We start from the raw sequence: 26016 nt of genomic DNA, 5'->3' as shown, positions 1-26016 counted from the left end.
GCCTACCTTAGAAGAACCGCGTAATGCTGATCTTCGCATCGCGCCCTTTGGTGTAGGCACGGTCGCCACTCAGGGCCGGGCGGAAGTCGTTGTTGAGCAGGTTGTCCACGGTGACATTCACCTCGGTGCCTTTCAGGTAAGCCTGTTGCGGTTTCCATTTGGCGAACAGTCCCTGGGTGTTGTAGGCCTTGTTACCGTACTGGTCGTAGAACAAGTCGCCCACGCTGCTGCCCGGCCCGCCGGAATATGTGTCGCTGGGCAAGCGGTCGGTGACGCCGATGAACTGGCCTATCCAGCCCACCTGGGCATCCCAGGCGGGAATATTGGTGCCCAGCACCAGCACCCATTTGGTCGGTGGAATGTCACGTGCCGCCACATCCGGCCCCCATGGGTTGGTGTAGGCGCCTTGGTGATCACCTTTGGCGTAGGCGAACGACACCGAGCCAAACAGGTAGGTGGAGTTATAGAACGATTCGAGTTCAAAGCCCTTGATGGTCAGGCCGCCGATGTTGCGGTAATTGGGCATCGCCCCGGCCGGGCAGGCGCTGGAAATCGTGCCGCCGTTGACGGCCTGGTTCTGGCAGCCGACGCCGGTGGACTTGAAGATTTCGTCTTCGACTTTGTTGTGGAACAGCGTGGTGCGCACTTGCAGGTTGTCGTCGTGGGCGATCAGGTTATCGAAGCTGACGACGCTGCCCACGGTGATCGATGTGATGCGCTCCGGGTCAAGGTCGACGCTGGTGGCAGTGCGGCTGCCCAGGCCTTGCACTTCATACTGCTCGTCGATGACCGGCGCGCGCCAGGTTTTGCTCCAGTTGGCGAACAACCCCAGGTTCGGCGTGACGTTCCAGAACAACGCCAGGCGTGGCGACCAGCCGGTGTAGGTGCGGTCGCTGTAATCGTGGCCGAACGACGGGTCCGGGTTGTTGTAGTACGGCGCATCGTTGGCTTCGCCGCGGTTGCGCACGTGGTCGTAGCGCAGGGACGGGGTGATGGTCACATCGCCCACGGTCACCGCATCCTGGACAAAGAAGCTCTGGGTATCGACCTTGCCGTGGGGCATGAAACCCGGCTGGAAATGCCCGTAGTTGTAGCGCGCCGTGTTGTAGGTGGTGCCCGGCATCCACATCTCGGTTTCGCGGATGTGCTTGCGGATCTGCCCACCCACGGTGACGGCATGCTGCAAGGGCCCGGTGTCAAACAGGCTGACGTTGCGGATGTCGAGGTTTTTGTCGGTGTAGGACGTGTCCATCTTGCGCCCGCCGGTGGCCAGCTGGAAAAACGCCGTGGCGTCGCGCTCGTCGGTCTGGTCGGTGTTGGACTGGGAATATTTGACGGTCAGGTCCACCAGCGGGTTGTCCACGGGCTGGTATTCATACTTGCCCGACCAGGTGGTGTCGACGGTGTCACGTTGGGCTAAAAAACGCTTCAACGCCCCTTCATAGCCGTAGCGATCGATGTTGGCCTGGGTCGGCGGCGTCGGGTAGCTGGCAGCAGAAAACGGTGTCCAGCGATTGCTGTGGGAACGCGAGTAGGAAAACCCGACGCTGTGTTCTTCGGTCAAGTGGGCGTTGACCTTGAACAACTTGCCGTCCACATCCTGGGCGCTGTTGGGCAGGCGCTGCGGGTTGACCGGGTATTCGTTGTTGTCGTTGGGCAGCTTGGCGGCGACTTTCATGTCGCCGCCGTCGCGCTGGGTCAGGTAGGCCAGCGCGTCGAAACGGCCGTCGTCGGTGCGGCCATACACGGCACCGCTGTAAACCTGTTCGTGGTCGTTGCTGGAGTAGCCGTACTTGAGCATCGCGCCGCTGTTGCGACCGTCCTGGAGCAGGTCCGGGGCATCTTTGGTGGTCATGTTGACCGTGCCGCCAAAGCCGCCGTTGCCGGTGAACGGTGAGTTGGGGCCTTTCTCCACCTCGATGCTCTTGATCAGCTCGGGCTCGATAAACACCGTGCCTTGCTGGTAGCGCTCAAAGCCGCTTTTGGTGGCGCCGTCGACGGTCATCGGCACATCTTCGGCATCGCCGAAACCACGGATGTTGATGGTCTGGCCACCGGGTTTGAGCGAACCGCCCTGGCTCACGCCGGGCAAGGTCTGCAACAGGCTGGGAATGTTATTGGACTGGTAGCGGTCGATGTCGGCCTGGCTGAGGGTGGAGCGGTTGACGGTGCTTGAGTCGACTTCGTTACCGGTGCCGATGACGCTGAGTGCGTCCAGCTGAATCGCGCTGCTCTGGGTGGTCTTGCCCTCGTCGGGGCGGACCACGTAGGTGGTGCCGACCTTGATCAGGGTGAACTCGCCGTTTTTGAGCAGGCTGCGAATCGCCACGTCGGGAGTGAAGTCGCCATTGAGCGCCGGCGCCTGCACGTTCTTGAGCAGTGTTTCATCGAACAGCAGCTGGATTTTCGCCTGCTGCGCCACTTGGCTCAGGGACGTGGCCAGCGACTGGGCGGGCAGTTGCAGCTTGAAAGACTCGGCCTGGGCATTGAGGCTGAACGCCAGGCAGGTGGCAATCAGCGTCGGTCGAACAAACAGGTGCGAAGCGTGGCAAGGCGCGCGAAACATGAAATCCCCCGGGGTGGCTAAATAGCCAAAAAGGTGTGCGTATCAAACACAGTCGGGAGGAAGACGGGGCAGGCCAAAAAAACCACACATGCGAATGCAAAATATTCTCAAGTGTGGCTGTGCCGGTCTTACTTGATGGGTTCGATTCTCACCACACCATCGGCCGAGGCCACGGTTTTCACCGGCAGCAGGGCAGGCAGTGCGTTGAGCAGGGCGTCCGGGTCATTCACATCCAGATTGCCCGAGACCTTCAGGTGTGCCACTGATTTGCTGACCTGCAGCGGTGCCTGCGGCCGATAGAGGCTCAGCTCGTCGATCAGGCTGGCGAGGTCGCGGTTGCGAAACGACAGGTGCCCGCTGCGCCAGTCCGCCACTTCTTCAGCACTCAGGGTTTGTTGTTGCACTGTGCCCTTGGCGTAGCTGTAGATAGCGCGTTGTTGAGCGCCGAGCACGCTCACCGGGCTTTTGCTGTCGGGCTCGAACGCCACCTGGCCATGGGCGACGCTGACCACCAGCTGCTGCTGGCTGCGCCGCACATCGAAACCGGTGCCGACCACCCGCACATTCGCCTCGCCGGCTTGCACGTACAGCGGCCGTTCCTCGTCGGCGGCGACGTCGATGTAGAGCTGACCCTTGTCCAGGTGAAGGATGCGTTGGTGGGCGCTGAAATCCACGCGCAGGCGTGTGTTGGCATTCACGTACAGGGTGCTGCCATCGGGCAGGTTCAGGGTGCGCATGCCTTTGGCATGCGCGGCAATCTGGCTGTGATAAAGCTCGCGCGGTGCGCCGATAGGTGTGGCCAGCACGGCGCACACCAGCGCGGCCGCCACTGCCAGGGCAGGGCGCCAGAGCGACGGCTTGCGCTTGGGCAACGGCACCGGTTTGTTCAATTGCTGCAACTGGGCGAGGTCGGCCCACAGTTGCTCGAACTCAGCATAGGCACGCGCATGGGCGGGTTCGGCCTGCCAGGCAGCAAAGGCCCTGCGGTCGGCGCGCCCCATGTGACTGCGGTTGCGGGCAAACCAGCTGGCGGCTTGGGCATCGATGGAGTCGCTCGCTTCGATGTCCAGCGCGTCAAGGTCGCTCAGGCGGTTCATTCTGGCTGCTCCGTGCCGGGTTCGTGTTGAAGGCGTCGCTTGCAATGCAGCAGGGCCAAGGCGATGTGCTTTTCCACCATGCTGGTCGAAATGCCCATGCGCTCGGCGATCTGCGCCTGGCTCAGGCCTTCGAAGCGGTGCAGCATAAGGGCTTCTCGCCTGCGGGGCGAGAGCTCGGCGAGGACTTCTTTCAACTGTTCCAGGCGTTGCAAGCGTTGCGCGGCGGCCATGGGGTCGTTTTGCTCGTCGGTGACCGGCTCGGCGTCCCTTGCGGCCGGGTCTGAGTGGACGCTCTGCCGTACCTTCTGTTTACGCCAGTGATCGCGCAGCAAATTGCGCGCCATCTGGAACAGAAACGCCCGTGGCTGCTCGACCTTGGCGCGGTCGCGGTAGTCCAGCCATTGGGTGAAGACATCCTGGGTCATGTCCGCCGCGTCGCTGGCGTTGTCCGTGCGTTTGCGCAGGAAATACAGAATGTCTGCATAAAACCCGCGAAAGGCATCGGCCGACAACGGGTCGGGCTTGGGACGAGACATGGATATCCTTCTTGACGAAGCACGACGTAGAAAAGCCGCGAATGATATCGAGAACTATTGTCATTTGTCTCTAGGTAACCGATGCACTCAGTCAAAATGTGGGAGCTGGCTTGCCTGCGATAGCGGTGGTGAAGTCACCCTCGCTATCGCAGGCAAGCCAGCTCCCACAGGGACCACGGTTCTAGCGCAACAGTGTCTTCAACTGCTCGATCCCCGCTTCACTCAGCGGGAACACCGGCAAGCGTGGATCACCCGCCTCCAAACCGGTCAACCGCAACCCGGCCTTGATCGTCGCCGGCAAACCGCCTTTGAGGATGAATTCCAGCAGCGGCAACTGGCGATAGAACAATTCCCGCGCCAGTGTCAGGTCATTGGCCAGCACCGCGTTATACAACTCCAGGTTGAGCTTCGGGATCAGGTTTGGCGCCGCCGTGCACCAACCCTTGGCGCCTGCCGCAAACGCTTCCAGGGCCAGCGGGTTGCAGCCGTTGTAAAACGGCACGTCACTGTGACGATGCAACTGGTGCATGCGCTGAATATCGCCGGTGCTTTCCTTGACCATGGTCACGTTCGCCACCTGCTCGACGATGCGCAGGATCAAGTCCACCGACATGTCCGTGCCGCTGGTGGCCGGGTTGTTGTAGAGCATGATCGGCACGCCGATGCTCTCGCCAATCGCGGCGTAGTGGGCAAGGATTTCCGCTTCGCTGAGCTTCCAGTACGAGGCCGGCAGCACCATCACCACATCGGCGCCATTGGCTTCGGCGTAACGCGCGCGACGCACGGCTTTGGCGGTGGTCAGGTCGGACACGCTGACGACCGTCGGTACGCGTCTGGCGATTTTTGCCAGGCTGTAGGCGCTGACCTCATCCCACTCCGCATCGCTCAAATACGCGCCTTCGCCGGTGCTGCCCAACGGCGCGATGGCGTGCACGCCGCTGTCGATCAACCGGTCGATGGAGCGGCCGAGGGCGTCGAGGTCAATGCGCTGGCCGTCGGCGCTGAACGGGGTGATGGTGTAACCGATGATGCCGTGAAGAGTGGGGTTGGACATAAAGAGTCTCCGCTTGAAAAAGGGCAATCAGTTCAGGCAATCGGCGTGTTGCCGCAGGTTCTGCCGGGCGTAGTAGTTGAACGCGGCGCCATGGCGCTTGGGCTTGGAGATCCAGTCATGCGCTTCGCGGCCAAGTTCCGGCAGGATCGGCTTGATCGTGCCTGCCGCCATCGCCAGCAGCTGCAACTTGGCCGCACGCTCGATCAACTGCGCGATCACGCAGGCTTCCTCGATACTCGCCCCGGTGGACAGCTGGCCGTGGTGCGAGAGCAAAATCGCACGCTTGTCGCCCAACGCAGCGGTGATGATCTCGCCTTCCTCATTGCCCACCGGCACACCCGGCCAGGCCTCCAAAAATGCGCAGTCTTCGTACAGCGGGCAGAGGTCCATGTGCGACACCTGCAGGGGCACTTCGAGCATCGACAGCGCGGCGATATGCGTAGGGTGCGTATGGATGATGCAGTTCACATCCGGCCGCCCACGGTACACCCAGGTGTGAAAACGGTTGGCCGGGTTGGGAATGCCGTGGCCTTCCAAAACCTCCAGGTCCTCATTGACCAGCAGCAAATTGCCGGCGGTTATCTCATCAAAACCCAGGCCCAATTGCTGCGTGTAATAGGTGCCAGGCGTTGGCCCGCGGGCGGTGATCTGCCCAGCCAGACCAGAGTCGTGACCGTGCTCGAACAGGATGCGGCACGTGAGCGCCAGCTTTTGCCGGTCGGTCCACGTATTATCCGCCAGGGTGTTTTGCATCTGCATCAGTGCTTGCTTGACCAGTTGGTCTTTGGGGAGTGCTAATGTCTTGGCCATATCGGTGTCCCTTGGGTGGTTCAATGGACGTCGGGTTTGCTGCTCTCCCGCTGCTCGCAAGGTCGTTGGGTGAACGCAAATGACACTAAAGATGCTATATGACACTTTGTGTCATTAGCAGGCGCAGCCTTGGCTTTTCTGCATGGATTAAACGCAGCACATGTCTATCCGTTTGAAATTATTGAGAAAAAAACTTGGCGTGACCCTTGAAGCCCTGGCCGAAAAATCCGGGATGACCAAGAGTTACCTGTCCAAGGTTGAGCGCGGACTCAACACGCCGTCGATCGCGGCCGCGTTGAAGCTGGCCAAGGCGCTGAACGTGAAGGTCGAAGAGCTGTTCAGCGAAGACAGCGTCAGCCTCGACAGCTACAGCCTGGTGCGCAGTCACGAGCGGCCCGACACCGCGCCAGGTTATGCGGTGCTGGCCCATCAGGTGAGTGAGCGCAGCTTGCTGCCGTTCATCATCTACCCGCCGGCGCAGTTCACTGACAAGACCTTCAAGGAGCATGTTGGGGAGGAGTTTTTGTTCGTGCATGAAGGCCAGGTCGAAGTGGATTTCATGAGCGAACGGGTGATTCTGGCGCGCGGCGATGCGCTGCATTTCAATGCGCAGAAACCCCACCGGATTCGCTCGGTGGGAGAGGTGCAGGCGCAGTTGTTGGTGGTGGTGCACAGCTCAGAAGAATGACCGTGTTTCCAGGTTGGATACAGTCAGTGTGGGAGCGGGCTTGCTCGCGAATGCGGTGTGTCAGCTCCACATAAGTTGACTGACACACCGCATTCGCGAGCAAGCCCGCTCCCACATTTTGATCTTCTTTGTTCGGGGGATCAGCGCTCGACCGGCACCGAGAGCGCCGAATTACCCAACGGATGCGTGCGCGCCGCAAAAAACTTCAACGTCACGCCGCTGCCCTCGAACAGCTCCGAATACCGGCGCTTCTGCTGGCGAATAAACCCATCGCTGCGCCCCGACACCGAGATCGCCAGCGTCGTCAGACTGGCCTGGCGCAACGCATCCACCAGGTGCTTATCCTGCGGCCCAAGGTCATGGCCGAAGATGCACAGCGCCCCTTCATGGGCGAGCAACTGCTCATAACAGAACGACAAGTAGTCCGAACTGCGGATGGTCTTGAGCTTCTCTTCCACCTTGCCTTCGCTGACAAACAGCGGCACGTCGTCCAGGGTCTTGATCGTGTTGTTGATGGCAAAACTGCTCAGCAACGTGCTGTCGGTGGACGGCAATTTACGCGCGGTGCCGTCGAGGTTGCGCACCAGGTGCAGGCCGCCGTGCAGGTACAGAATGCGCGTGGCATCGGTGCGGGTGTTACGCAGGTCGAAGCTTGAGTCGGCGCTGCGAAACAGGTCATCGATGCCCGGCGTGTGCAGGATGGCCCAGTAGTTGAGCAGGTCGTAATTGCTGGTGAAAACGGTGGCGTAGTTGGCCAGTTCCGCGTTGATCGTCGCCAGCGTGGACGGTTGCACCAGGCGCCACGGAATATGCACGGCGTGGATGGTATTGATCAGCGCTTCCTTGATCGCGTAGTAGCGATTACGCGGCGCCGCCGAGCTGACCGCCAGCGCCTTGTTGACCCGGCTGGTGGTTTTCAGTGCGCCCAGCGCTTGCTCGAAGCTGCGGGTTTGCAGGGCGTCGAACACACTCAGCTCGGATTGGCTGAGGGGTTTTTCTTCGACGGTGCGGGCGTTTTCAAACAGCGAGTCGTAGGCAAAGTCTTCCCAAATCACCCGGCTCGCGCCGTTGCCGATCAGAATCCCACTGAAGTCGACAGCGCTGCGCAGCGCGTTCCAGTCTTCAAGGTGGGCGTCAATATCCTGGAAATCCTTCATTGCGGCGGGTCTACTCGAAATCGGCTGGGTGGTGACTTTATCACGAGCTGGCGTTGATCCTGATCAAGATGCCGCGGCCAACTCAGGTGGATCCTGTAGGCATAACGCCTCTGAGGATTTGCCATGAGCAGCACCTTCTTCATTCCCGCCGTCAACATCATGGGCACCGACTGCCTCCACGAAGCCATGACTGCCATCCGCAATTACGGCTTTCGCAAAGCGCTGATCGTCACCGACACGGGCCTGGCCAAAGCGGGCGTGGCCAGCATGATCGCCGAGAAGCTGGCGATGCAGGACATCGAATCGGTGATCTACGATGGCGCCAAGCCCAACCCCAATGTGGAAAACGTCGAGAAAGGCCAGGCGCTGTTGCAGCACGGCCACTGCGATTTCGTGGTCTCCCTGGGCGGCGGTTCGCCCCATGACTGCGCCAAGGGCATTGCCTTGTGCGCCACCAATGGCGGGCATATCGGCGACTACGAAGGCGTTGATCAATCCAGCAAGCCGCAACTGCCGCTGGTGGCCATCAACACCACCGCCGGTACAGCCAGTGAGATGACGCGCTTTTGCATCATCACCGACGAAACCCGCCACGTGAAAATGGCCATCGTCGATCGCAACGTCACGCCGCTGCTGTCGGTCAACGACCCGACGCTGATGGTCGGCATGCCCAAGGGCCTGACCGCCGCCACCGGCATGGACGCGTTGACCCACGCCATCGAGGCCTACGTGTCGACCGCCGCCACACCGATCACCGACGCCTGCGCGATCAAGGCAATCGAACTGATCAGCGCCAACCTGCGCCTGGCGGTACGCGACGGCAGCGACAAGGTCGCGCGGGAAAACATGGCCTACGCGCAATTCCTCGCCGGGATGGCGTTCAACAATGCGTCCCTGGGGTTTGTGCACGCCATGGCCCACCAACTTGGCGGCCTTTACGACCTGCCCCATGGCGTGTGCAACGCGGTGTTGCTGCCCCACGTACAAAGCTTCAACGCCAGCGTCTGCGCCAAGCGCTTGAGCGACGTGGCGCGCGCCTTGGGCGCCGACATCAAGGGGATCACGCAGGAAGAGGGCGCCCAGGCCGCCATCGCCGCCATCCGTGCGTTGGCCCAGGAGGTTGAGATCCCGGCCGGCTTGCGCGAGCTGGGGGCCAAGCTGCAAGACATTCCGCTGCTGGCCACCAATGCGTTGAAGGACGCCTGTGGGCTGACCAACCCGCGGCGCGCCGATCAGCGCCAGATCGAGGAGATTTTCCGCAGCGCGTTCTAAAGAGGGCGGTCGCACGCGGCAAGCGATAAGCTACAGGCTCAACTGCATTCAACTTGAGCACGAAGCTTGCGGCTTGCCGCTGAGGTCCCCCCATGAGAGTTCTGTTATTCGGCGCCACCGGCATGGTCGGCCAGGGCGTGCTGCGCGAGTGCCTGCTGGCCGCAGATGTGCAGGAAGTCGTCGCCGTTGGCCGCACCCCCTTGACCCAGGAACACGGCAAGCTGCATCAGGTGCTGCACAGCGACATGCTGGATTTCCAGCCACTGGAAAACTTGCTGCAGGGGTTCGATGCGTGCTTCTTCTGCCTCGGCGTTTCGTCAGCGGGCATGAATGAAACCAGGTACACCCACCTCACCTATGACCTGACCCTGGTCGCCGCCAGTACCCTGGCGCGGCTCAACCCACAGATGACCTTTATCTACGTGTCCGGCGCCGGCACCGACAGCTCCGAAGCGGGCAAGTCGATGTGGGCGCGGGTCAAGGGCAAAACCGAAAACGCCTTGCTGCGCTTGCCGTTCAAGGCGGTGTACCTGTTTCGGCCGGGGGTGATCCAGCCGCTGCATGGCGTGCGCTCGAAAACGCCGTTGTACCAATCCTTTTATTCCGTGCTCGGGCCGCTGCTCACGTTTGTGCGCCGGCTCAAACCCGCCTGGGTAGTGAGCACCGAGACCGTCGGCCAGGCCATGTTGGCGGCCGTGCGCCATGGCGCGCCAAACGCGGTGGTGGAGCAGGCCGAGATCAATCGCCTGGCCGCCGAGCGCAGTTGATGTTGCACAAGAGCCTGGTGCGTCGCCTGGATCTGATCACCTTGCAGCTGTTCGTTGCGGTGTTTGAAGAGGGCACGTTGACTCGCGCGGCAGCCCGTGAAGCCATCGCGGTGTCGGCCGCGAGCAAGCGGCTGATGGAGCTGGAACAGGTGCTGGGCGTCAGCCTGTTTGTGCGCCGGGCCAAGGGCATGGACCTGACGGCGGCGGGCGAAACCCTGTTGCACCATGCGCGGCAGATGCTGTTCAACGTCGAAAAAATGGGCCTGGAACTGGGCGAGCACAGCCACGGCGTGCGCGGTTATGTGCGCATGCTGGCCAATCTGTCGGCGATCATTCAGTTTCTGCCGGAAGACTTGCGGGGCTTTTGCGCGCTGCACCCCGAGGTGAAAACCGACCTGGAAGAACGCCCCAGCAATGGCGTGGTACAGGGCGTGCTGGACGGCGTGGCCGACCTTGGGATCTGTTCCAGTGACGCTGACACCAAAGGCCTGCCCAGCGTGACCTATCGCCACGACAAACTGGTGGTACTGATGCCGGCGGCGCATCCGTTGGCCGCACGCGAAACCCTGGCGTTCGCCGAAACACTCGACAGCGATTACGTTGGCCTGCATGCCGCCAGCTCGATCAATATGCGCACCCACGCGGCCGCGCGCGAGGCCGGCAAGATGCTGCGCCTGCGCATCCACGTGCCAGGGTTTGATGCGATGTGCCGGATGGTTCAGGCGAACATGGGCATCGGCATCCTGCCGCAAAAAGCTTACGAGCTGTTCGGCCGCGCGTTGGGGTTGCACGCGGTGCCGCTCACGGATGCCTGGTCGGATCGCAGTTTGATTGTGGTGATACGGGACCAGGCGCAGCTGTCGCCGGTGAGTCGCCTGCTGTTTGAATACCTGCGCGGGACGCAAGCGTAATTCAGACACGCACGGCCTCACCGCGAGCGAGCCCGGCTCCCAAATGGAAACCCGCTCATCTGTGGGAGCCGGGCTTGCCCGCGAGAGCGATCTGATGGGCGCCGACAGGGCGTAGCCGTTCGCAATCCACGAACGCTGCTTGCCAACTGACGGTTGGATTTCTCCCACGGCTGTCCTCTAGCCTTGGCCTCACATTCCAAGAATAAGAGGCACACCCCATGACGGCTCCATTGAGCGGTATCAAGGTGATTGAGATCGGCACCCTGATTGCCGCGCCGTTCGCCGCCCGGCTGATGGCCGAGTTTGGCGCCGAGGTGATCAAGATCGAAGCCCTGGGTCAGGGCGACCCGCTTCGTAAATGGCGAAAGCTGCACGAAGGCACTTCGCTGTGGTGGTACCTGCAATCGCGCAACAAGAAGTCCCTGGCGTTGGACCTCAAGTCCCCGGAAGGCCTGGGTTTGATCAAGCAATTGCTCGGCGACGCCGACGTGCTGATCGAAAACCTGCGCCCCGGTGGCCTGGAAAAACTCGGCCTGGGCTGGGACGTGTTGCACGCCCTCAACCCCAAGCTGACCCTGGTGCGCATCTCTGGCTACGGCCAGACCGGCCCCTACCGCGACCGCCCGGGCTTCGGGGCCATCGGCGAGGCCATGGGCGGCATCCGCTACACCACCGGCAACCCGGATTCGCCACCGGCGCGGGTGGGCGTGAGCCTGGGCGACTCCCTCGCGTCACTGCACGGTGTGATCGGCGCGCTGATGTCGCTGCTGCGGGTCAAGACCGGGCAGGGCGACGGGCAGATTGTCGATGTGTCGTTGGCCGAAAGCGTGTTCAACCTCATGGAAAGCCTGGTGCCTGAATACGACATGCTCGGCCATGTGCGCGAGCGCAGCGGCGGCGCCTTGCCCGGCATCGCGCCGTCCAATACCTACCTGACCGCCGACGGTGCCTATGTGGTGATCGCCGGTAACAGTGACCCGATCTACAAGCGTTTGATGACCACCATCGGCCGCGCCGACCTCGCCGACGCGCCGGAGTTTGCCCATAACGATGGCCGCGCGGCGAAAAGTGCTTTGCTCGACGCGGCGATCACCCACTGGACCAGCAGCTTGCCCATCGACCAGGTGCTCAGCGCCCTGGAGGCTGCCGAGGTGCCGGCCGGGCGCATCTATTCGGTGGCCGATATCGTCAGCGACCCGCATTACCGGGCGCGCGACATGCTGCTCAATGCCGAACTGCCTGGCGGCGTGTCGGTAAAAATGCCCGGCATCGTGCCCAAGCTGTCCGAAACTCCCGGCGCGGTGAACTGGCAAGGCCCGACCCTGGGCCAGCACACCGACGACATCCTCGGCAGCCTCGGCCTGACCGATACCGATATCCAACGCCTGAAAACCTCTGGAGTGGTGCAATGATCACCGAGTATTGCGACCCGCTGATCGTGCAGGAAGTGTCCCCGCGCGATGGCCTGCAGATCGAGCCGACCTGGGTCGAGACAGCCGACAAAATCGCGTTGATCGACCAGCTGTCGCTGGCCGGGTTTTCGCGGATCGAAGCCGGTTCATTCGTCTCGCCCAAAGCCATTCCCGCATTGCGTGATGGCGAGCAAGTGTTCCAGGGCATCGCGCGCAAACCCGGGGTGATCTATGTGGCGCTGATCCCCAACCTCAAGGGCGCCCTGCGCGCCATCGAGTCCCGCGCCGATGAGTTGAACCTGGTGATGTCCGCCAGCCAGACCCACAACCTGGCAAATATGCGCATGCGTTGCGAGGCCTCGTTGGCGGCCTTTGAAGACATCGTCAGCGTTGCCGCCGACTACCCGGTACGCCTCAACGGCAGCATCGCCACCACCTTCGGTTGCCCGTTCGAAGGCACGATTGATGAAGACCGCGTGCTGCAAATCGTCGATGCCTATCGCGCGTTGGGCATCCAGGGCATCACCCTGGCCGACACCACCGGCATGGCCAACCCGCGCCAAGTTGAGCGCCTGGTCAAACGGGTATTGCAGCATGTGCCAGCCTGCGATCTGACCCTGCATTTTCACAACACCCGCGGCCTGGGCTTGTGCAATGTGCTGGCGGCTTACGAGGCCGGCGCGCGCCGATTTGATGCGGCCTTGGGCGGCCTTGGCGGCTGCCCGTTCGCGCCGGGGGCGTCGGGCAATATCTGTACCGAAGACCTGGTCAACCTGTGCGAGGAGGTTGGGATTACTACCGGGATCGACCTGCCGCACCTGCTGCAAATGTCCCGCCGACTGCCGGCGCTGCTTGGCCATGAGCTGCCCGGCCAGGTGGCCAAGGCCGGGCGCAATTGCGACCTGCATCCGCCGCCCGCTTACATCGCCACGCTGTAACACCGCACCAGACAACAAAAACAATCGGGCGCCGTTGAGCAGCCCGCTGGAGAGAAAGCATGAGCACTAATACGTTAGAGGCCGGCGCGCGCCCGGCCGCCGAGATCGATGCTGAAAAAGCCCTGGTCAGCAAGGTCGCCTGGCGCCTGATGCCGCTGATCATGGTGTGCTACCTGTTCGCGTTTTTTGACCGCATCAACATCAGCTTCGCCAAGTTCCAACTGCAAACCGACCTGAGCCTGAGCGACACCGCTTACGGCCTGGGTGCCGGGCTGTTTGTGGTCGGCTATGTGATCTTCGAAGTGCCGAGCAACATGATGCTGTACAAGGTCGGCGCGCGGCGCTGGATCGCGCGGATCATGATGTCGTGGGGCCTGGCCACGGCGGCCATGGTGTTTGTCACCGCCGAGTGGCAGTTCTACGGCCTGCGTTTCATCATCGGCGCCATGGAAGCTGGCTTCGCGCCGGGCGTGCTGTATTACCTGACCTTGTGGTTCCCGCAGCACTTTCGTGGGCGCATCACCTCGCTGCTGTTCCTGGCTTCGGCCTTCGCGGGGTTGGTCGGCGCGCCGTTCTCGGGGCTGGTGTTGGAACATCTGGACGGCGTGTTGCAAATGCGCGGCTGGCACTGGTTGTTTCTGCTCGGCGGCTTGCCCTGCATCTGCCTGGGATTTCTGGTGCTGACGTTGCTCAAAGACCGTATCGAAGACGCGCAGTGGCTGACGCCTGCAGAGAAGACCTTGCTGTCGAGCAAAATCGCCAGGCATGAGCCGAATCAGCACGGGGGTTCGCTGCTGTCGGCGATCCGCATTCCAGGCTTTTTGATGCTCGGCTTTATCTACTTCCTGATCCAGGTCGCGTCCTACGGGCTCAACTTCTGGGCACCGCAGTTGATCCGCAGCGCCGGCACCCAGAGCCCGGTGATGATCGGCCTGCTCACCGCGATTCCCTATGTGTGCGGCGCGATCAGCATGGTGGTGATCGGGCGGCTGTCGGACGCCACTGGCGAGCGGCGCAAGTTTGTCTGTGGCCTGGTGGTGTTGGGGGCGATTGGTTTTTTCAGCGCCGGTATTTTTGCCGATCACACCACGTTCCTGATCATCGCCCTGGGCATGCTGGGCGCGGGCATCATCGCCTCGATCCCGACCTTCTGGACCTTGCCGCCCAAACTGCTGGCGGGCGCGGGAGCCGGTGCGGCCGGCGGCATCGCGGTGATCAACACCCTCGGTCAGTTCGGCGGCATCGTCAGCCCGGTGATGGTGGGGCGGATCAAGGACCTCACCGGCAGCACCACCCCGGCGCTGTATGTGATCGGCATGTGCGCCCTGTTGGCCGCGGCATTGTTGTTGTGGGGCTTGCCACACAAGCTGCGTACGCTCGACAAGGCCTGATCAGCCTGTCGCTGCCAACGCTCGGGCAGGCGTGCTGCTGAACTGAATCAACACCACGCCGCCAATCAACAACAGCGCCCCCAACACGCGGGGCGTTGTCAGTTGGCGCTCCACCAGGCCGAACAGCCCGAAGTGATCGAGCAACAGTGAGGCAAGAATCTGCCCGGCCATGGCCAAGGCAATGAACCCCGACGCGCCGAGCTTGGGCAACAGCATCAGCGCCAGGGAAATAAAGCACACGCCAAATGCCCCACCGGCCCACATCCACAACGGCGCTTGAGTGATGAACGCCAGGCTCGGCAGCGGTAAACGCAGCGCCAGAATGACCGGCAGCAGCACGATAATACTCACCAACAGTGACGCCAGCGTGGCCCACAACGGGTGACCGAGCCCGCGCCCGAGGTTGGCGTTGATTGCGCTTTGAAACGGCACCACCGCCCCGGCGATCACCGCCAGCGCCAGCAAACCCAGCCAATGCAACGTCGTCATTTCGAATCTCCCAGAGGTTTTGCTGGACTCTAGGCTATTCGTCGCGCAAATTTAAATTCCAAATTCTTATGCTGAGCATGCAGCCGATGAATGATCTGCGTCGCGTCGACCTCAACTTGCTGGTGATTCTGGAAGCCTTGCTCAGCGAGCAACACGTCACCCGCGCCGCCGAGCGTCTGCACCTGAGCCAGCCGGCAGTCAGCCATGCATTGGCGCGTTTGCGGGATCTGCTGGGTGACCCCTTGCTGGTGCGCCAGGGCGGAACATTGGTGCCGACCGCGCGAGCCCTGGAGTTGGCGACGCCTTTGGCTGAAGCCCTGGCCCAGGTGCAAGCATTGCTGGCGCCGAACCGGTTTGACCCGGCGTCGGCCAAGCGCAGGTTTCGCGTGGCGATGTCGGACTACAGCGCGGCGATTTTCCTGCCGGCGCTGGTCCGCTTTCTGCGCCGTGAAGCCCCTGGCATCGACCTGCAAATCGTCCAGGCCAGCCGTGAAGGCATGGTAGACGCCGTGCTCAACGGCGACATCGACCTGGCCGCCGGGGTATTCCCCGATATGCCCGCCGAACTGCGCACCACGCCTTTGTTTGAGGAGCATTACAGCTGCCTGGTCGACCGCAACAGCCTGCCGCCCAGTGGCGTGCTTGACCTGCCCACCTATTTGTCGCGCCCGCACGTGCTGTTGGAAATGCGCGGCAGCGGCACGCCGGAAATCGAGCGGGCGTTGACGGCCATTCGTGAACGACGCCATGTGGCAATCAGCCTGCCGCATTGGGGCGTGGCGCCGCAGCTGATCCAGGGCACCGACCTGATTCTGACGGTGTCATCCAGGGGCTTGCTCAACATCGATCAACAGCATCTGCTGGCCGTGCCGCCACCGTTTCAAATCCCCTCGTTTGCCGTTGAACTGGCGTGGCATGCACGGCGGGGCGGCGATTCGGGGTTGCAGTGGCTGATTGGGCAGGTGCAAGGTGTGCTGTCCTAAGGCTATCGATCACAGGAAAAAACACTCATGCTCTCAGGCTTCAACCACCTGACCCTTGCCGTTACCGACCTGAACCGCAGCGTCAGCTTCTACCATGAGCTGCTGCAGCTTAAGCTCGACGCCACCTGGGACCAGGGCGCCTACCTCTCACTGCCCGGTTTGTGGCTGTGCCTGTCGCTCGATCCTTCACGTTCAACCACACCTGCGGCGGATTACACCCATTACGCGTTCACCGCCGCCGCCCACGAGTTCGCCGCGCTGGTGGCGCGCTTGCGAGACGCCAAGTTGCAGGAGTGGCGCGACAACCGCAGTGAAGGTGCCTCGTTCTACTTTCTCGACCCCGATGGGTACAAGCTCGAGGCGCATGTCGGCGACTTGGCTTCGCGCCTTCACGCCTGCCGCGCCAAGCCTTATGCAGGCATGCAGTTTTACCCGTAGCGCCAGAACGTGCAGAATCGCTGCACCTTCAATCGCCTGTCAGAGTCGCGTCCATGACCCCCTCCTTGCTGCTCGCCGTTCTTGCTTCGGGTTTTATCTATGGGATTACGCCTGGGCCGGGCGTCCTCGCGGTATTTGGTATCGGCGCGTCTCGTGGCCGTCGCGCCGGGGCGGGTTTTCTGTGCGGGCACTTGCTGGGTGATGTGGTGTGGTGCAGTACGGCGCTGGTCGCCATTGTGGGCGCGCGGGAAGTCGGCAGCAGTGCCTTTGATGTGCTGGGCGTGCTCAGCGGTGGGTACTTGTTCTGGCTTGGCTGGCGGGCGATTCGCACCCAGCGCCGCAGCAGCGATGCGCCTCAGGGCGCGGCGCGCCATCCGTTCTGGCACGGCATTCTGTTCGGCTTGACCAACCCCAAGGCCTACCCGGTGGCGGTTGCAACCTTTACGGCGCTGCTGTCCAGCCGTGCCGAGTTGCTGACATGGGCAATGCTGCCGTCGTTGATCTTGCTGAGTTTCATCGGCGGCCTGCTGGCTTACGCGATTCTGATCGGCGTGGTGGGCGCCCAGCGTGTGCGCACGGTGTACCAGCGGCATGAAATCCTGATCACCAGGCTGTGTGGCGTGATGTTTATCGGTTTCGCCATTAACGCCCTGGCGCACGCGTTGCCGGGCCTGTTCGCCAGCAAACCGGCCTGAGGCGACGACGACCGTTCGTCGCGCTGGCGAGTTTTTTCTAAACCTTTGCCGCCCTGAAAATTCGAATTCAGGGCGGGGCGTATTTCCCCGCCCCTATTTTTGCCCTGGAGGAACCTATCATGAGCCGCATGGCTATCCGGTTACGCACCGCCAGTTTCGCGATGCTGCTGGGCCTCGGCGCCAGCAATGCTTTCGCCCAGTCGCCTGCTGAGTTCATCGAGCAGGCTTCGGCCAAAGGGATGGCCGATATCGAAACCAGTCGCATGGCCCACGCCAGGACGTCGTCCCAGGAAATCAAGGACTACACCATCGAGGTCATCAACGAACGCACCCTGGCCAACCAGCATTTGGCGGCCATCGCCAAGAAGCTCGACTTGCCTGTGGCCCCGCGCGAGAAGATCGTCGACAAGGCCGAAACCCTGATGCCTGAACTCAAGGACGGCGACTCCTTCGACGCCGCCTACACCGCGCAGCAGGTCAAGGAAAACGAAGACGCCATCGCCCTGTTCAAGAAAGAAGGCGCGGCGTCGGATGTGCCTGAGATAAAAGCGCTGGTGGACGAGACGCTGCCCAAGCTCGAAGAGCGTCTGCAAAAAGCCCGTGCCCTGGCCTCGACTTACGGTAAAGGTCATCAAGGCGACGGTTGATTGCGTCACCTGAAATCAAAAACGGCGGTTGGATTATTTCCAACCGCCTTTTTTTCAGGCTTGATTCAAGTCGGTTTTGTTGGGGTGCGCATCGTCGACCCTTTCACCACAACTGGAGCTCAAGCTGACCGTGCCGGTGTCACCGATGCTGCGGTATTGCTTGCGCAGTTGTTCCAGTTCTTTGCGGTCCAGGCCATCCAGGCTCAACACGGCGTTCTGGGCATCCTTGGACACGCGCAGCAGTTCGTCGATCTTGATATGCAGGATGTCGTTGTCGCGGTTTTGTGTGTTCTGGATCAGGAAGACCATCAGGAAGGTGATGATGGTGGTCGAGGTGTTGATGATCAGCTGCCAGGTGTCGTTGTAGTGGAAATAGGGTCCGCTCAGGCTCCACAGGAAAATCAACGCGACGGCCGCATAGAACGTCCGGGCGCTGCCTGCCCAGCGGGACAAGGATTGAGAGACTGCGGAGAATTTCATGACCGTTTTTCCTTAAGGGGTGGGTGATGAAATTATGGACCGCAGCGGTTCTTTGAAATTTCTTTTTACAAAAGCGCCGGTGAACAAAGTTGTACGTTTTTGTCGCGGTTCGCCTCACAAGCCCAGTTCTGCCTGGCGTCCACCTTCCAGCGCGAGCAAATATTGTTTGGCGCCAAGCCCTCCGGCGAACCCGGTCAGCCCACCGGAGGCGCCTATTACCCGATGGCAGGGCGCAACGATCGAGATGGGGTTACGCCCGTTGGCGGCGCCCACCGCGCGCACGGCCTTGGGGTTGCCGATTTGCTCGGCGATCTGGCTGTAGCTGCGGGTTTCGCCGAACGGGATGGTCAGCAGCGCCTGCCAGACCTGCTGTTGAAAAGGCGTGCCGTTGAAGTCCAGTTCCAGCTCGAACTGGCTGCGTGCGCCGGCGAAATACTCGCGTAGCTGGCGAGCGGTTTCCATTAGCACCGGGCTGTCGTTGGCCTCGCGCAACTCGCCCAGGCGTACGCGGTTGGCGCGTTCTTGTTCCCAGAGGATCGCGTTGAGCTTGCCGTCGCGGGCCACCAGGGTGAGCTGGCCGACGGGGGAGGGCATGAGCGTGTATTCGTAGGGCATGAGCGGGCTCCTCGAAGGGCGGGTGTTAAAAGCCAGGACGCTACTGTAATGCCATCTGCCTGTTTGGAAACCGCGTTTCTTGCGATCAAATTCCTCTAGGGGCTGGCCGCTCCATTGGCGCCCGTTGGGCCAATGGAAATACCCGTTACCGAGAGATGAACATGCCGTCTGACGACGGTCGATGGTCGGTGTTGAATGAGCGCCTCGGCGTGTTGTTGCATCGAGGTCTTACGGTTTTTTCCAAGGCATTACCGGCTGTGTAACACCTGCGCAAGGATGGCGAGAAATGCATCAGCCAATACATTTTTCCTTTGCGCGGGCGTCAATACCAACAATTGCGCGCACGCATCCGCCTCCACCAGCGGCCGATACGTCACGCCCTTGTTCATCAGGCTTTGGGTGCAGGCGGGCACCAACGCGACGCCTTGTGCGGCGGCCACCAAGGCAATGATCGAGGTGATCTGCCGCCCGGTTGGCCCCGCGCGCAAAGGCTGGGCGTGGCGGCGGTAAAGGTGCTCGATGGATTGGTTCAGACCCGACCCGTAGTCGGCCGGGAACAGAATCAGCGGATACGCACTGAGTTGCGTCAAGCTGACCTGCGCCAGCTTGGCCAGCGGACTGTCGCTGGACACCGCGGCCACCAGCCGCTCTTCGCCCAACGACAACGCGTGAACGTCTGCTGTCTGCGGCAACAGCCGACTCAATCCGATATCCAGCCGGCCGTCTGCCACCTGCGCGCCGAGGCTGCCAGAGGCGCACTCCACCAAGGTCAACTGCACATCGGGCAAGCGCTGGGCGAAGGCCTGGATCGCTTGGCTGAACAGGTCCGACAACGCGATCGAGCTGACATACCCGAGTGCCAATTGGCCTGCAGTGCCCGCTGCCAGTTTGCCGGCGATGACCTGTGCCAATTCAACCTGCTCCAACACGCCGCGCGCGTAGGGCAAGAACGAACGACCCTGGGCGGTGAGAGAAACCGTGCGGCTGGTGCGATCAAACAGCTTGAACCCCAGCTCTGTCTCCAGCGCTGAAATCTGTCGGGTCAGCGGCGGTTGGGCGAGGTGCAGGCGCAGTGCCGCGCGGCCGAAGTGCAATTCTTCGGCGACCGTCAGAAAGTAACGCAGCTTGCGTAGGTCGAGCATCCTGATCCTTGGGTATTGATCGGTTCGAAATCGGTATTGGTTTAAGGCCCGACGGCCATTCTATAAAGGCGTTACAAAATAAAACGAGAGGTTTCATGAAACCGCGCCTGCATTGTGCCCGTCTAGCCCTGTTCCTGTGTGGCTGCGCGGCGTTTCTGAACCTCTACGCCACCCAGAGCATCCTCGCGACCTTTGCGGCGCAGTTTCATATCAGCGCCAAGGACGCGGGCTGGAGCATCACGGTCACCACCCTGGCGGTGGCGATCACCGCGCCCTTTGTCAGCCGCCTGACCGGGCGCTTCGAACAGCGCACGGTCATCGCTGTGGCCGCGCTGCTGCTGGCCGTTCCTGCGCTGATGACCGCCTACGCCAGCAGTTTTGCCGACGTGCTGGTGTGGCGGTTTGTGCAGGGCATGTTGATCCCGGTGGTGTTTGCCACCAGCGTGGCTTACATCGGCGACCGTTGGCGTGGCGCGACGGTGACCGAGGTCACCAGCCTGTATGTGGCGGGCACCGTACTGGGCGGGTTCGCCGGGCGTTTCGTCACCGGTGTGATGACGCAATACGTCGGCTGGCGCGAAGCGTTCGAACTGCTGGCGGTGTTGAGCCTGATGGTCGGTGGGTTTATTCAGTTCCTGTTGCCCGCCAATCGACTGCGCAGCGAACGGCCTGGAGCGGTTTCTTCAGGTGTTTTTCGCCGACCTTTGCTGTCGGCATACGGCGTAGGTTTTTGCGTGTTGTTCTCCCAGGTTGCGGCATTTACTTACGCAGGTTTGCACCTTGGCCTGCCACCGTTCAACTTGGGGCCTGCGGCGCTGGGCACGCTTTACATGGTGTTTTTGCTGGCGTTGATCGTGATTCCCATCGCCGGGCGCCTCAGCAAAGCCAGGCCTCACGCCGAACTGCTGGCGGTCGCCGCCGCGCTCGGTGTCGGTGGTTCGGCGCTGACCCTGGCGCCTTCGCTGTGGTGCATTGTGGTGGGCCTGGCGCTCAGTTCCACCGGCGTGTTCCTGGCCCAGGCCGCCGCCAATGCTTTCATCAGTGCCACCGCCGGTGAGAGCAAGTCTGGCGCCGTGGGGGTTTACCTGACGTGCTATTACCTGGGCGGCAGTTGCGGTGCCATCGTCCCGGCATTGATCTGGGAACGCTGGGGCTGGGCCGGCTGTGTGGCGCTGATAATCGGTTTTCAACTGCTGACCCTGCTGATCGCCCTGACGGGCTGGAAGCCCCTCAAACCTGAGCCGGTCCCTACACCATGAATGACACTGTTGCTGTGCCTGTGCGCGAAACCTCCAGCCGGCGCCGCGCGCTGATCGCCGGTTGCAGCGCTCACGCCGTACACGATGGCCTCACCGACGTTATCTACGTGTTGCTGCCGATCTGGCAGGCGCAGTTCGCCTTGTCCTACGCCCAGATCGGCCTGTTGCGTGGCGCCTACTCCGCAATGATGGCCGTGTTCCAACTGATGGCCAGCCGCGCCGCCCGACGCTGGGGCCGTTTGCCGTTGCTGGTGGGTGGCACTGCGCTTGCGGGTGTCGCTTATTTATTGGTGGGGCAAGCCACATCGCTGAGCCTGTTGCTGTTGGCGTTGCTGCTGGGCGGTTTGGGCGCCAGCACCCAACACCCCTTGGCCTCCTCGATGATCACCGACGCTTATGAGGACGGTGGTGGCGTCAAGCAGGCGCTGTCCCAGTACAACTTCAGCGGCGATATCGGCAAAACCCTGATTCCTGGGGTGGTGGGCCTGCTGCTTACCGTCGTCAGCTGGCGCGCCAGCGCCACCCTGCTGGGGCTGCTCGGTCTGGCGGCAGCGGGATTGCTGTGGTGGCTGGTGCCGGCTCAAGTTCGCGAGTCCGGTGCCACCGAAAAAGCCCGGCCGCCCGGTGGCACGGGCTCGGTCGCAGGCCTGCGTGCGCTGATCCTCACCGGTACGCTCGACAGCGCCGTGCGCATGGGCTTTCTCACGTTTCTGCCGTTTCTGCTGCAAGCCAAGGGCGCTGGCACGGCGGGCATTGGGCTGGCGCTGACGATGCTGTTCATTGGCGGCGCGTTCGGCAAATTGCTTTGCGGCTATCTGGGGGCGCGCATTGGCATGATGAAAACCGTCTGGTTGACCGAAACCAGCACCGCGCTGTTGATCGTCACAGCCGTGTACCTGCCGCTGAGTGGCTTGATGGTGATGTTGCCGCTGCTAGGCTTGGCGCTGAACGGCACGTCTTCTGTGCTCTACGGCGCCGTCCCGGACCTGGCGAGCGCGGGCAAACGCGAACAGGCCTTTGCGGTGTTCTACACCGGCACCATTGGCGGCGGAGCGCTGGCGCCGGTGGTGTTCGGCGGGGTCGGCGATGCGCTCGGTGTGCCGATGGCGGTGATGGTGCTGGCGGTGATGTTGCTGGTGACCTTGCCGTTGGCGTGGGTGGTGCAGCGTGGGATACGTGATGGGGTTTAACCGCACATTCCCTAACTAAAGGGGCGAGGCCAGCGTAAACGGTATACGCAACGCGCCGATCGGACCTTCGCGGACACCGCACATCTCATCGTGCACGCTGTGTTGCACCAGCACACACGGAAACGGCGGAACCCGCTGCAACAGGTCGCGCAAGTGCGTGGTGGAGCCGATGCGCATGGGCTTGGCGTCATCGTCCACCAGCGTCATTTCGACATGATCCAACCTGACCCGCGCGATGTAGAAGCCACCCTCCAGCGACAGCAGCTCCAACTCGCGTATCTCGCCTTTCTCGGCCAATTCAGTGAGCATTTTCAGGTTCATGGTTCACACTCGCGGTGGGTTGTTTCATTGGCGACGAAAGAACAGCGTGACCTGGCCCCATTCGACGCCGAGCTTGGTCATGCTGGAGCGGTTGATCAGCGTGTCTTCGTCCATCAAGTACATCCAGTCATCAAAACTGACCTCGTAGACCGAACCGTCCACCGGCAGGTTGAGCCGGTAGCGCCAACGCAGTGCGTTACCCGCCACTTCGCCGATCGCTTCGCCGACCACGTCACCCGCTCGACCGCGCCAGCGCCCCGGGCCATCCGGGGTCAGCGTCCATACGCGCTGCTGACGCGTGCCATCGCTGTACAGAAAGCGCTCGTCGAGAATCAGCGCGTTGCCCTCGCGCCGGCTGGCGATATTGACCTCAAAGCGCTTGGCCACTTCGCCCGAACGCTTCTGGAAAATCCCCCAGGCCTTGACGGGCTTGCTGAAGAAACGCTCCAAGTCCAATTGCGGTTTCTGGTCGGCGTAGTGGGCGACCTCGACGTTGCCGCAACTGCTCAAACTTAACGCCAGCAACAATGAAATCAGCAGACGTGTCATTGCCGGGCTCCGTGATCGTGCGCGGCGAAGCGCCAGCGCTTGGTATTTATACTTGTACAAAAATATTGATTTGTACAGGTTTGCGCGCGGCAGGTGACGAATGCACAGATCGCGCCCATAAAAAAACCGGCCACAAGGACCGGTTTTTTATGCACCTGCGTCGTAACTGACGTAGGCGCGAAATGTGAGTGGAGCGGGTAGAGGGAATCGAACCCTCGTCGGAAGCTTGGGAAGCTACTGTTCTACCATTAAACTATACCCGCTCAGAGCGGCTGACTTTGTACCAGATGTTCATCGGGATTTGAAGTTTTTCTTCGAAAAATGTGTGGGTTGCGTCGCTCAAGCTCATGCGGAAGCTGGCTTGCCCGCGATACATCACCTAGGTGTGACTGACACACAGGTGCCTGCATCGCGGGCAAGCCCGGCTCCCGCCCAAGCGGGCGTTTATGCAGTGCTTTCATTTCAAATCGCAAAGGCATGCTGTGTCTGGCCCTGGTGGTAGCGCAAACGACTGACCTGTCGCTGTGGTTTCAAAAAGCCCACCACCGCGTCCCGGCTGTCCCGACACGCCGCCTTGTGCTCCATATCCAGAAAATGCCCGGTCGCCTGAACAGTGCTGAAGCTGCTCTTGGCCACATGCTGGCCAAACAGCTTGGCATCCTCGGCACTGGTGTACTCGTCCCATTCGCCATTCAAAAACAGCACTGGAATGTCGATTTGCCGCGCTGCCTTGAGGTAGCACAGGCGGTCGCTGTTGAGCACGTGGCTGATGTGAAAATGCATCTGCCCGTATTCGTGCTCGGCCAGGCTGCTCACGTGTTTGTAGTTGAAGCGCTTGAACAGCGACGGCAGGTGTTTGCCGATAGTGCTGTTGACCAGGTGGCCGACGCGGTCGCGGTCGAGATTGCCGAGGTAGTCCACACCGCGTTCAAGGTAATCGCGCATCGGCGCGTTGATCACCGGGGAAAACGAACTGATCACAGCCTTTTCCACGCGACGCGGGCGCGCAGCGAGGGCGACCAGGGTGGCAGCGCCGCCCCAGGAAAATGACAGCACGTGTTCGGCGGCGAAGTGGTCGATGAGTTCCAGCAGAATCTGGCCTTCGACTTCTTTGGTCAGCATCTGCTCGTGGCGGTTGTGGATTTTGGAGCGGCCAGCGTAGGGCTGGTCGTACAAAACCACGTTGAACTGTGGGTACAGGCTTTTCACGGTTTGGGCGAAGGACGCCGTGGTGGCCATGGAGCCGTTGACCAGGATGATGGTCTTTTCAGCAGCATCCGCGCGATAGAACTCCGTGTAAACCCGATACTGACCCTGTATATCCAACACAGCGATTTCTGGCCTCATGTCGTAAGACTCCTGGCAAGCGGGTAGGGCGCGCAGATCACTCTGCACGAGCTTTATGACAGGTAGGCATACGCCTGGAAGAGGAGCACCCATGTCGGTCCGATGACGGCTGGCCGACGGCTGTTGTTAGGGCGGGCTGTTTGCCTGAAGGGCCCGTAGATCATGCGCGGGCGGGGCAAGGTGTTTCTTGGAGGTTATAGGCGACTCGCCAGTCATAATTTGGCTGACGTCTTGATTCAAGCACCACAGACGCCAGGTCGCAAGCCAACAAGCTGGTTTATTGCCAGCATCGGCCGAACGGTCGTCAGACCGCGAGGATTTCGTTTTCAGTCAGTGCCCGATATTCGCCCGGCGCCAGCGAGTCATCCAGCACCAATGGCCCCATCCGCTCACGGTGCAGGCTGATGACCTTGTTATCAAAGTGCCCGAACATGCGCTTGACCTGGTGATAGCGGCCTTCAATGATGCTCAGCCGCGCAGTCGTTGGCCCCAGCAGTGCCAGCTCGGCGGGCTGCGTGGTGAGGTCTTCAAACGCGAAATACACACCGGCTGCGAAGGTTGCCGCGTACGCCGGGGTGATGGCCTGTTCGGTTTCCACGCGATAAACCTTGGGCAGCTTGGTCTGCGGTTGGGTCAGGCGCCGTGACCATTGGCCGTCGTTGGTGATCAGCATCAGCCCGGTGGTGTTGAAATCCAGACGACCGGCAATGTGCAATTCATCTTTGTCCGGCTCATCGAGTAAGTCCAACACGGTCGGGTGCTGCGGGTCCGCCGTGGCGCTGACACACCCCTTGGGCTTGTGCAGCATGAAGTAGCGCGCCGGCTTGCCGGCTTGCAGCACGTCATTGTCGACACACACGCGGCTGAACTCACGCACCTCATGGTGCGGATCGCTGACCGCCACGCCATCGACAGTCACCCGTCGCTCAACCAGCAGCAAGCGCACTTGCTGGCGATTGAAGCGCGGCAGGTTACTGAGGAAACGATCAACCCGCATTACGTCGGCTCGACTCCGCGCAACTGCGCATCGACGTGGGCACATCGGGGGCACAGGCAGGCCTTGTTGCGCAACGCGTCGGGCAGGGCTTGCAGTACTGCCGGGTCGATGGTGACGCTGTAACACCAGCAGGCCTGGTCGACCGTACGTGGGTCAGCCAGGGCGCAGCCGTTGCGGGCGCCGCAGGCGGGGCAGAGTGATGGCGTGGTCATGGGCAGGTTCGGGCTGGATCGGACAAGTTTGCGTAGAGTCTCGGTGTGCGTTG

28 protein-coding genes and 1 tRNA gene are annotated in these 26016 nt (G+C 61.7%); 13 read left to right on the top strand and 16 right to left on the bottom strand.

What is annotated here, in order from left to right; translation table 11 throughout:
* Positions 1 to 7: 7 nt before the first annotated feature.
* The 5 genes from ACP7B3_RS15185 to ACP7B3_RS15165 form a co-directional block, all read right to left on the bottom strand.
* Positions 8 to 2566, bottom strand: a complete 2559-nt coding sequence (locus ACP7B3_RS15185) for a TonB-dependent hemoglobin/transferrin/lactoferrin family receptor (RefSeq protein WP_426179461.1) — start codon at positions 2564 to 2566, stop codon at positions 8 to 10.
* A 128-nt stretch (positions 2567 to 2694) separates the two neighbouring features.
* Complete coding sequence (locus tag ACP7B3_RS15180; protein ID WP_426179459.1) at positions 2695 to 3663, bottom strand: FecR family protein; 969 nt, start codon at positions 3661 to 3663, stop codon at positions 2695 to 2697.
* Positions 3660 to 4199, bottom strand: coding sequence for an RNA polymerase sigma factor (locus ACP7B3_RS15175; RefSeq protein ID WP_242194145.1), 540 nt, complete (start codon positions 4197 to 4199; stop codon positions 3660 to 3662). Before ACP7B3_RS15175 ends, ACP7B3_RS15180 begins: the two co-directional genes overlap by 4 nt.
* 181 nt (positions 4200 to 4380) lie before the next feature.
* Positions 4381 to 5253 carry a dihydrodipicolinate synthase family protein gene (locus tag ACP7B3_RS15170; RefSeq protein ID WP_426179457.1) on the bottom strand — a complete coding sequence of 291 codons (873 nt, stop codon included), beginning with the start codon at positions 5251 to 5253 and terminating at the stop codon, positions 4381 to 4383.
* A 27-nt stretch (positions 5254 to 5280) separates the two neighbouring features.
* Positions 5281 to 6063, bottom strand: coding sequence for an aldolase (locus ACP7B3_RS15165; RefSeq protein ID WP_426179455.1), 783 nt, complete (start codon positions 6061 to 6063; stop codon positions 5281 to 5283).
* 160 nt (positions 6064 to 6223) lie between these two features.
* Between ACP7B3_RS15165 and ACP7B3_RS15160 the strand changes: the two genes are divergently transcribed.
* Positions 6224 to 6751 carry a helix-turn-helix domain-containing protein gene (locus ACP7B3_RS15160; protein ID WP_242194137.1) on the top strand — a complete coding sequence of 176 codons (528 nt, stop codon included), beginning with the start codon at positions 6224 to 6226 and terminating at the stop codon, positions 6749 to 6751.
* Positions 6752 to 6891: 140 nt separating this feature from the next.
* On the opposite strand, the gene ACP7B3_RS15155 is transcribed toward ACP7B3_RS15160, so the two are convergent.
* Positions 6892 to 7908 (bottom strand): DUF4917 family protein, encoded by a 1017-nt coding sequence (locus ACP7B3_RS15155; RefSeq protein ID WP_426179452.1) that lies wholly within the window; start codon positions 7906 to 7908, stop codon positions 6892 to 6894.
* A gap of 123 nt (positions 7909 to 8031) precedes the next feature.
* Here ACP7B3_RS15155 and yiaY point away from each other — a divergent pair, with 123 nt between their 5' ends.
* From yiaY to ACP7B3_RS15125, 6 genes are all read left to right on the top strand, one after another.
* Entirely contained in the window at positions 8032 to 9180 is a 1149-nt protein-coding gene (yiaY, locus tag ACP7B3_RS15150) for an L-threonine dehydrogenase (RefSeq protein WP_426179450.1), read from the top strand.
* Positions 9181 to 9272: 92 nt separating this feature from the next.
* The gene (locus tag ACP7B3_RS15145; protein WP_145162831.1) at positions 9273 to 9947 is read left to right on the top strand and encodes an NAD(P)H-binding protein; all 675 of its coding nucleotides are present in this window, start codon (positions 9273 to 9275) and stop codon (positions 9945 to 9947) included.
* Complete coding sequence (locus ACP7B3_RS15140) at positions 9947 to 10858, top strand: LysR family transcriptional regulator (protein ID WP_426179448.1); 912 nt, start codon at positions 9947 to 9949, stop codon at positions 10856 to 10858. The genes ACP7B3_RS15145 and ACP7B3_RS15140 overlap by 1 nt, the downstream gene beginning before the upstream one ends.
* Positions 10859 to 11076: 218 nt before the next feature.
* Positions 11077 to 12270, top strand: coding sequence for a CaiB/BaiF CoA transferase family protein (locus tag ACP7B3_RS15135; RefSeq protein WP_426179446.1), 1194 nt, complete (start codon positions 11077 to 11079; stop codon positions 12268 to 12270).
* Complete coding sequence (locus ACP7B3_RS15130) at positions 12267 to 13208, top strand: hydroxymethylglutaryl-CoA lyase (protein WP_426179444.1); 942 nt, start codon at positions 12267 to 12269, stop codon at positions 13206 to 13208. Before ACP7B3_RS15135 ends, ACP7B3_RS15130 begins: the two co-directional genes overlap by 4 nt.
* Positions 13209 to 13267: 59 nt before the next feature.
* Positions 13268 to 14599, top strand: coding sequence for an MFS transporter (locus ACP7B3_RS15125; protein ID WP_426179442.1), 1332 nt, complete (start codon positions 13268 to 13270; stop codon positions 14597 to 14599).
* Here the strand turns inward: ACP7B3_RS15125 and ACP7B3_RS15120 are convergent, their stop codons facing one another.
* Complete coding sequence (locus tag ACP7B3_RS15120; protein ID WP_242194130.1) at positions 14600 to 15088, bottom strand: DMT family transporter; 489 nt, start codon at positions 15086 to 15088, stop codon at positions 14600 to 14602.
* Between the two features lie 77 nt (positions 15089 to 15165).
* On the opposite strand from ACP7B3_RS15120, the gene ACP7B3_RS15115 reads away from it, so the two are divergent.
* From ACP7B3_RS15115 to ACP7B3_RS15100, 4 genes are all read left to right on the top strand, one after another.
* Positions 15166 to 16071, top strand: a complete 906-nt coding sequence (locus tag ACP7B3_RS15115) for a LysR family transcriptional regulator (protein WP_426179440.1) — start codon at positions 15166 to 15168, stop codon at positions 16069 to 16071.
* Positions 16072 to 16098: 27 nt separating this feature from the next.
* Positions 16099 to 16509 carry a fosfomycin resistance glutathione transferase gene (gene fos / locus ACP7B3_RS15110; protein ID WP_426179438.1) on the top strand — a complete coding sequence of 137 codons (411 nt, stop codon included), beginning with the start codon at positions 16099 to 16101 and terminating at the stop codon, positions 16507 to 16509.
* Between the two features lie 53 nt (positions 16510 to 16562).
* Positions 16563 to 17204: a LysE family translocator gene (locus tag ACP7B3_RS15105; RefSeq protein WP_145162847.1), complete on the top strand. Its 642-nt coding sequence runs from the start codon at positions 16563 to 16565 to the stop codon at positions 17202 to 17204.
* Positions 17205 to 17323: 119 nt separating this feature from the next.
* Positions 17324 to 17851: a DUF4142 domain-containing protein gene (locus ACP7B3_RS15100; protein WP_106577041.1), complete on the top strand. Its 528-nt coding sequence runs from the start codon at positions 17324 to 17326 to the stop codon at positions 17849 to 17851.
* Between the two features lie 54 nt (positions 17852 to 17905).
* On the opposite strand, the gene ACP7B3_RS15095 is transcribed toward ACP7B3_RS15100, so the two are convergent.
* From ACP7B3_RS15095 to ACP7B3_RS15085, 3 genes are all read right to left on the bottom strand, one after another.
* Complete coding sequence (locus tag ACP7B3_RS15095; protein WP_145162849.1) at positions 17906 to 18331, bottom strand: low affinity iron permease family protein; 426 nt, start codon at positions 18329 to 18331, stop codon at positions 17906 to 17908.
* Positions 18332 to 18445: 114 nt separating this feature from the next.
* Positions 18446 to 18946 (bottom strand): methylated-DNA--[protein]-cysteine S-methyltransferase, encoded by a 501-nt coding sequence (locus tag ACP7B3_RS15090; RefSeq protein ID WP_145162851.1) that lies wholly within the window; start codon positions 18944 to 18946, stop codon positions 18446 to 18448.
* Between the two features lie 248 nt (positions 18947 to 19194).
* Positions 19195 to 20088: a LysR family transcriptional regulator gene (locus tag ACP7B3_RS15085; protein WP_416364212.1), complete on the bottom strand. Its 894-nt coding sequence runs from the start codon at positions 20086 to 20088 to the stop codon at positions 19195 to 19197.
* A 95-nt stretch (positions 20089 to 20183) separates the two neighbouring features.
* Here ACP7B3_RS15085 and ACP7B3_RS15080 point away from each other — a divergent pair, with 95 nt between their 5' ends.
* Entirely contained in the window at positions 20184 to 21347 is a 1164-nt protein-coding gene (locus tag ACP7B3_RS15080) for an MFS transporter (protein ID WP_426179434.1), read from the top strand.
* Entirely contained in the window at positions 21344 to 22537 is a 1194-nt protein-coding gene (locus ACP7B3_RS15075; protein ID WP_426179432.1) for an MFS transporter, read from the top strand. Before ACP7B3_RS15080 ends, ACP7B3_RS15075 begins: the two co-directional genes overlap by 4 nt.
* Before the next feature lie 15 nt (positions 22538 to 22552).
* Here ACP7B3_RS15075 and ACP7B3_RS15070 read toward each other — a convergent pair whose 3' ends face one another.
* The 6 genes from ACP7B3_RS15070 to ACP7B3_RS15045 form a co-directional block, all read right to left on the bottom strand.
* Positions 22553 to 22858: a DUF6482 family protein gene (locus ACP7B3_RS15070; protein WP_200623599.1), complete on the bottom strand. Its 306-nt coding sequence runs from the start codon at positions 22856 to 22858 to the stop codon at positions 22553 to 22555.
* Positions 22859 to 22882: 24 nt separating this feature from the next.
* Entirely contained in the window at positions 22883 to 23407 is a 525-nt protein-coding gene (locus tag ACP7B3_RS15065; protein WP_426179430.1) for a DUF3833 domain-containing protein, read from the bottom strand.
* Positions 23408 to 23596: 189 nt separating this feature from the next.
* Positions 23597 to 23670 (bottom strand) — tRNA-Gly (locus ACP7B3_RS15060).
* Positions 23671 to 23869: 199 nt separating this feature from the next.
* Complete coding sequence (locus tag ACP7B3_RS15055) at positions 23870 to 24754, bottom strand: alpha/beta fold hydrolase (RefSeq protein ID WP_145162862.1); 885 nt, start codon at positions 24752 to 24754, stop codon at positions 23870 to 23872.
* Between the two features lie 304 nt (positions 24755 to 25058).
* Positions 25059 to 25751: a pseudouridine synthase gene (locus tag ACP7B3_RS15050; protein ID WP_426179427.1), complete on the bottom strand. Its 693-nt coding sequence runs from the start codon at positions 25749 to 25751 to the stop codon at positions 25059 to 25061.
* Positions 25751 to 25963 (bottom strand): cysteine-rich CWC family protein, encoded by a 213-nt coding sequence (locus ACP7B3_RS15045; protein ID WP_145162866.1) that lies wholly within the window; start codon positions 25961 to 25963, stop codon positions 25751 to 25753. The genes ACP7B3_RS15050 and ACP7B3_RS15045 overlap by 1 nt, the downstream gene beginning before the upstream one ends.
* Positions 25964 to 26016: the final 53 nt, after the last annotated feature.

It is taken from the genome of Pseudomonas sp. TWRC1-2, from assembly GCF_049896685.1.
GTDB lineage: Bacteria > Pseudomonadota > Gammaproteobacteria > Pseudomonadales > Pseudomonadaceae > Aquipseudomonas.
The sequence above is the reverse complement of the archived record's forward strand: the minus strand, read 5'-3'. Positions and strand labels throughout refer to the sequence as shown.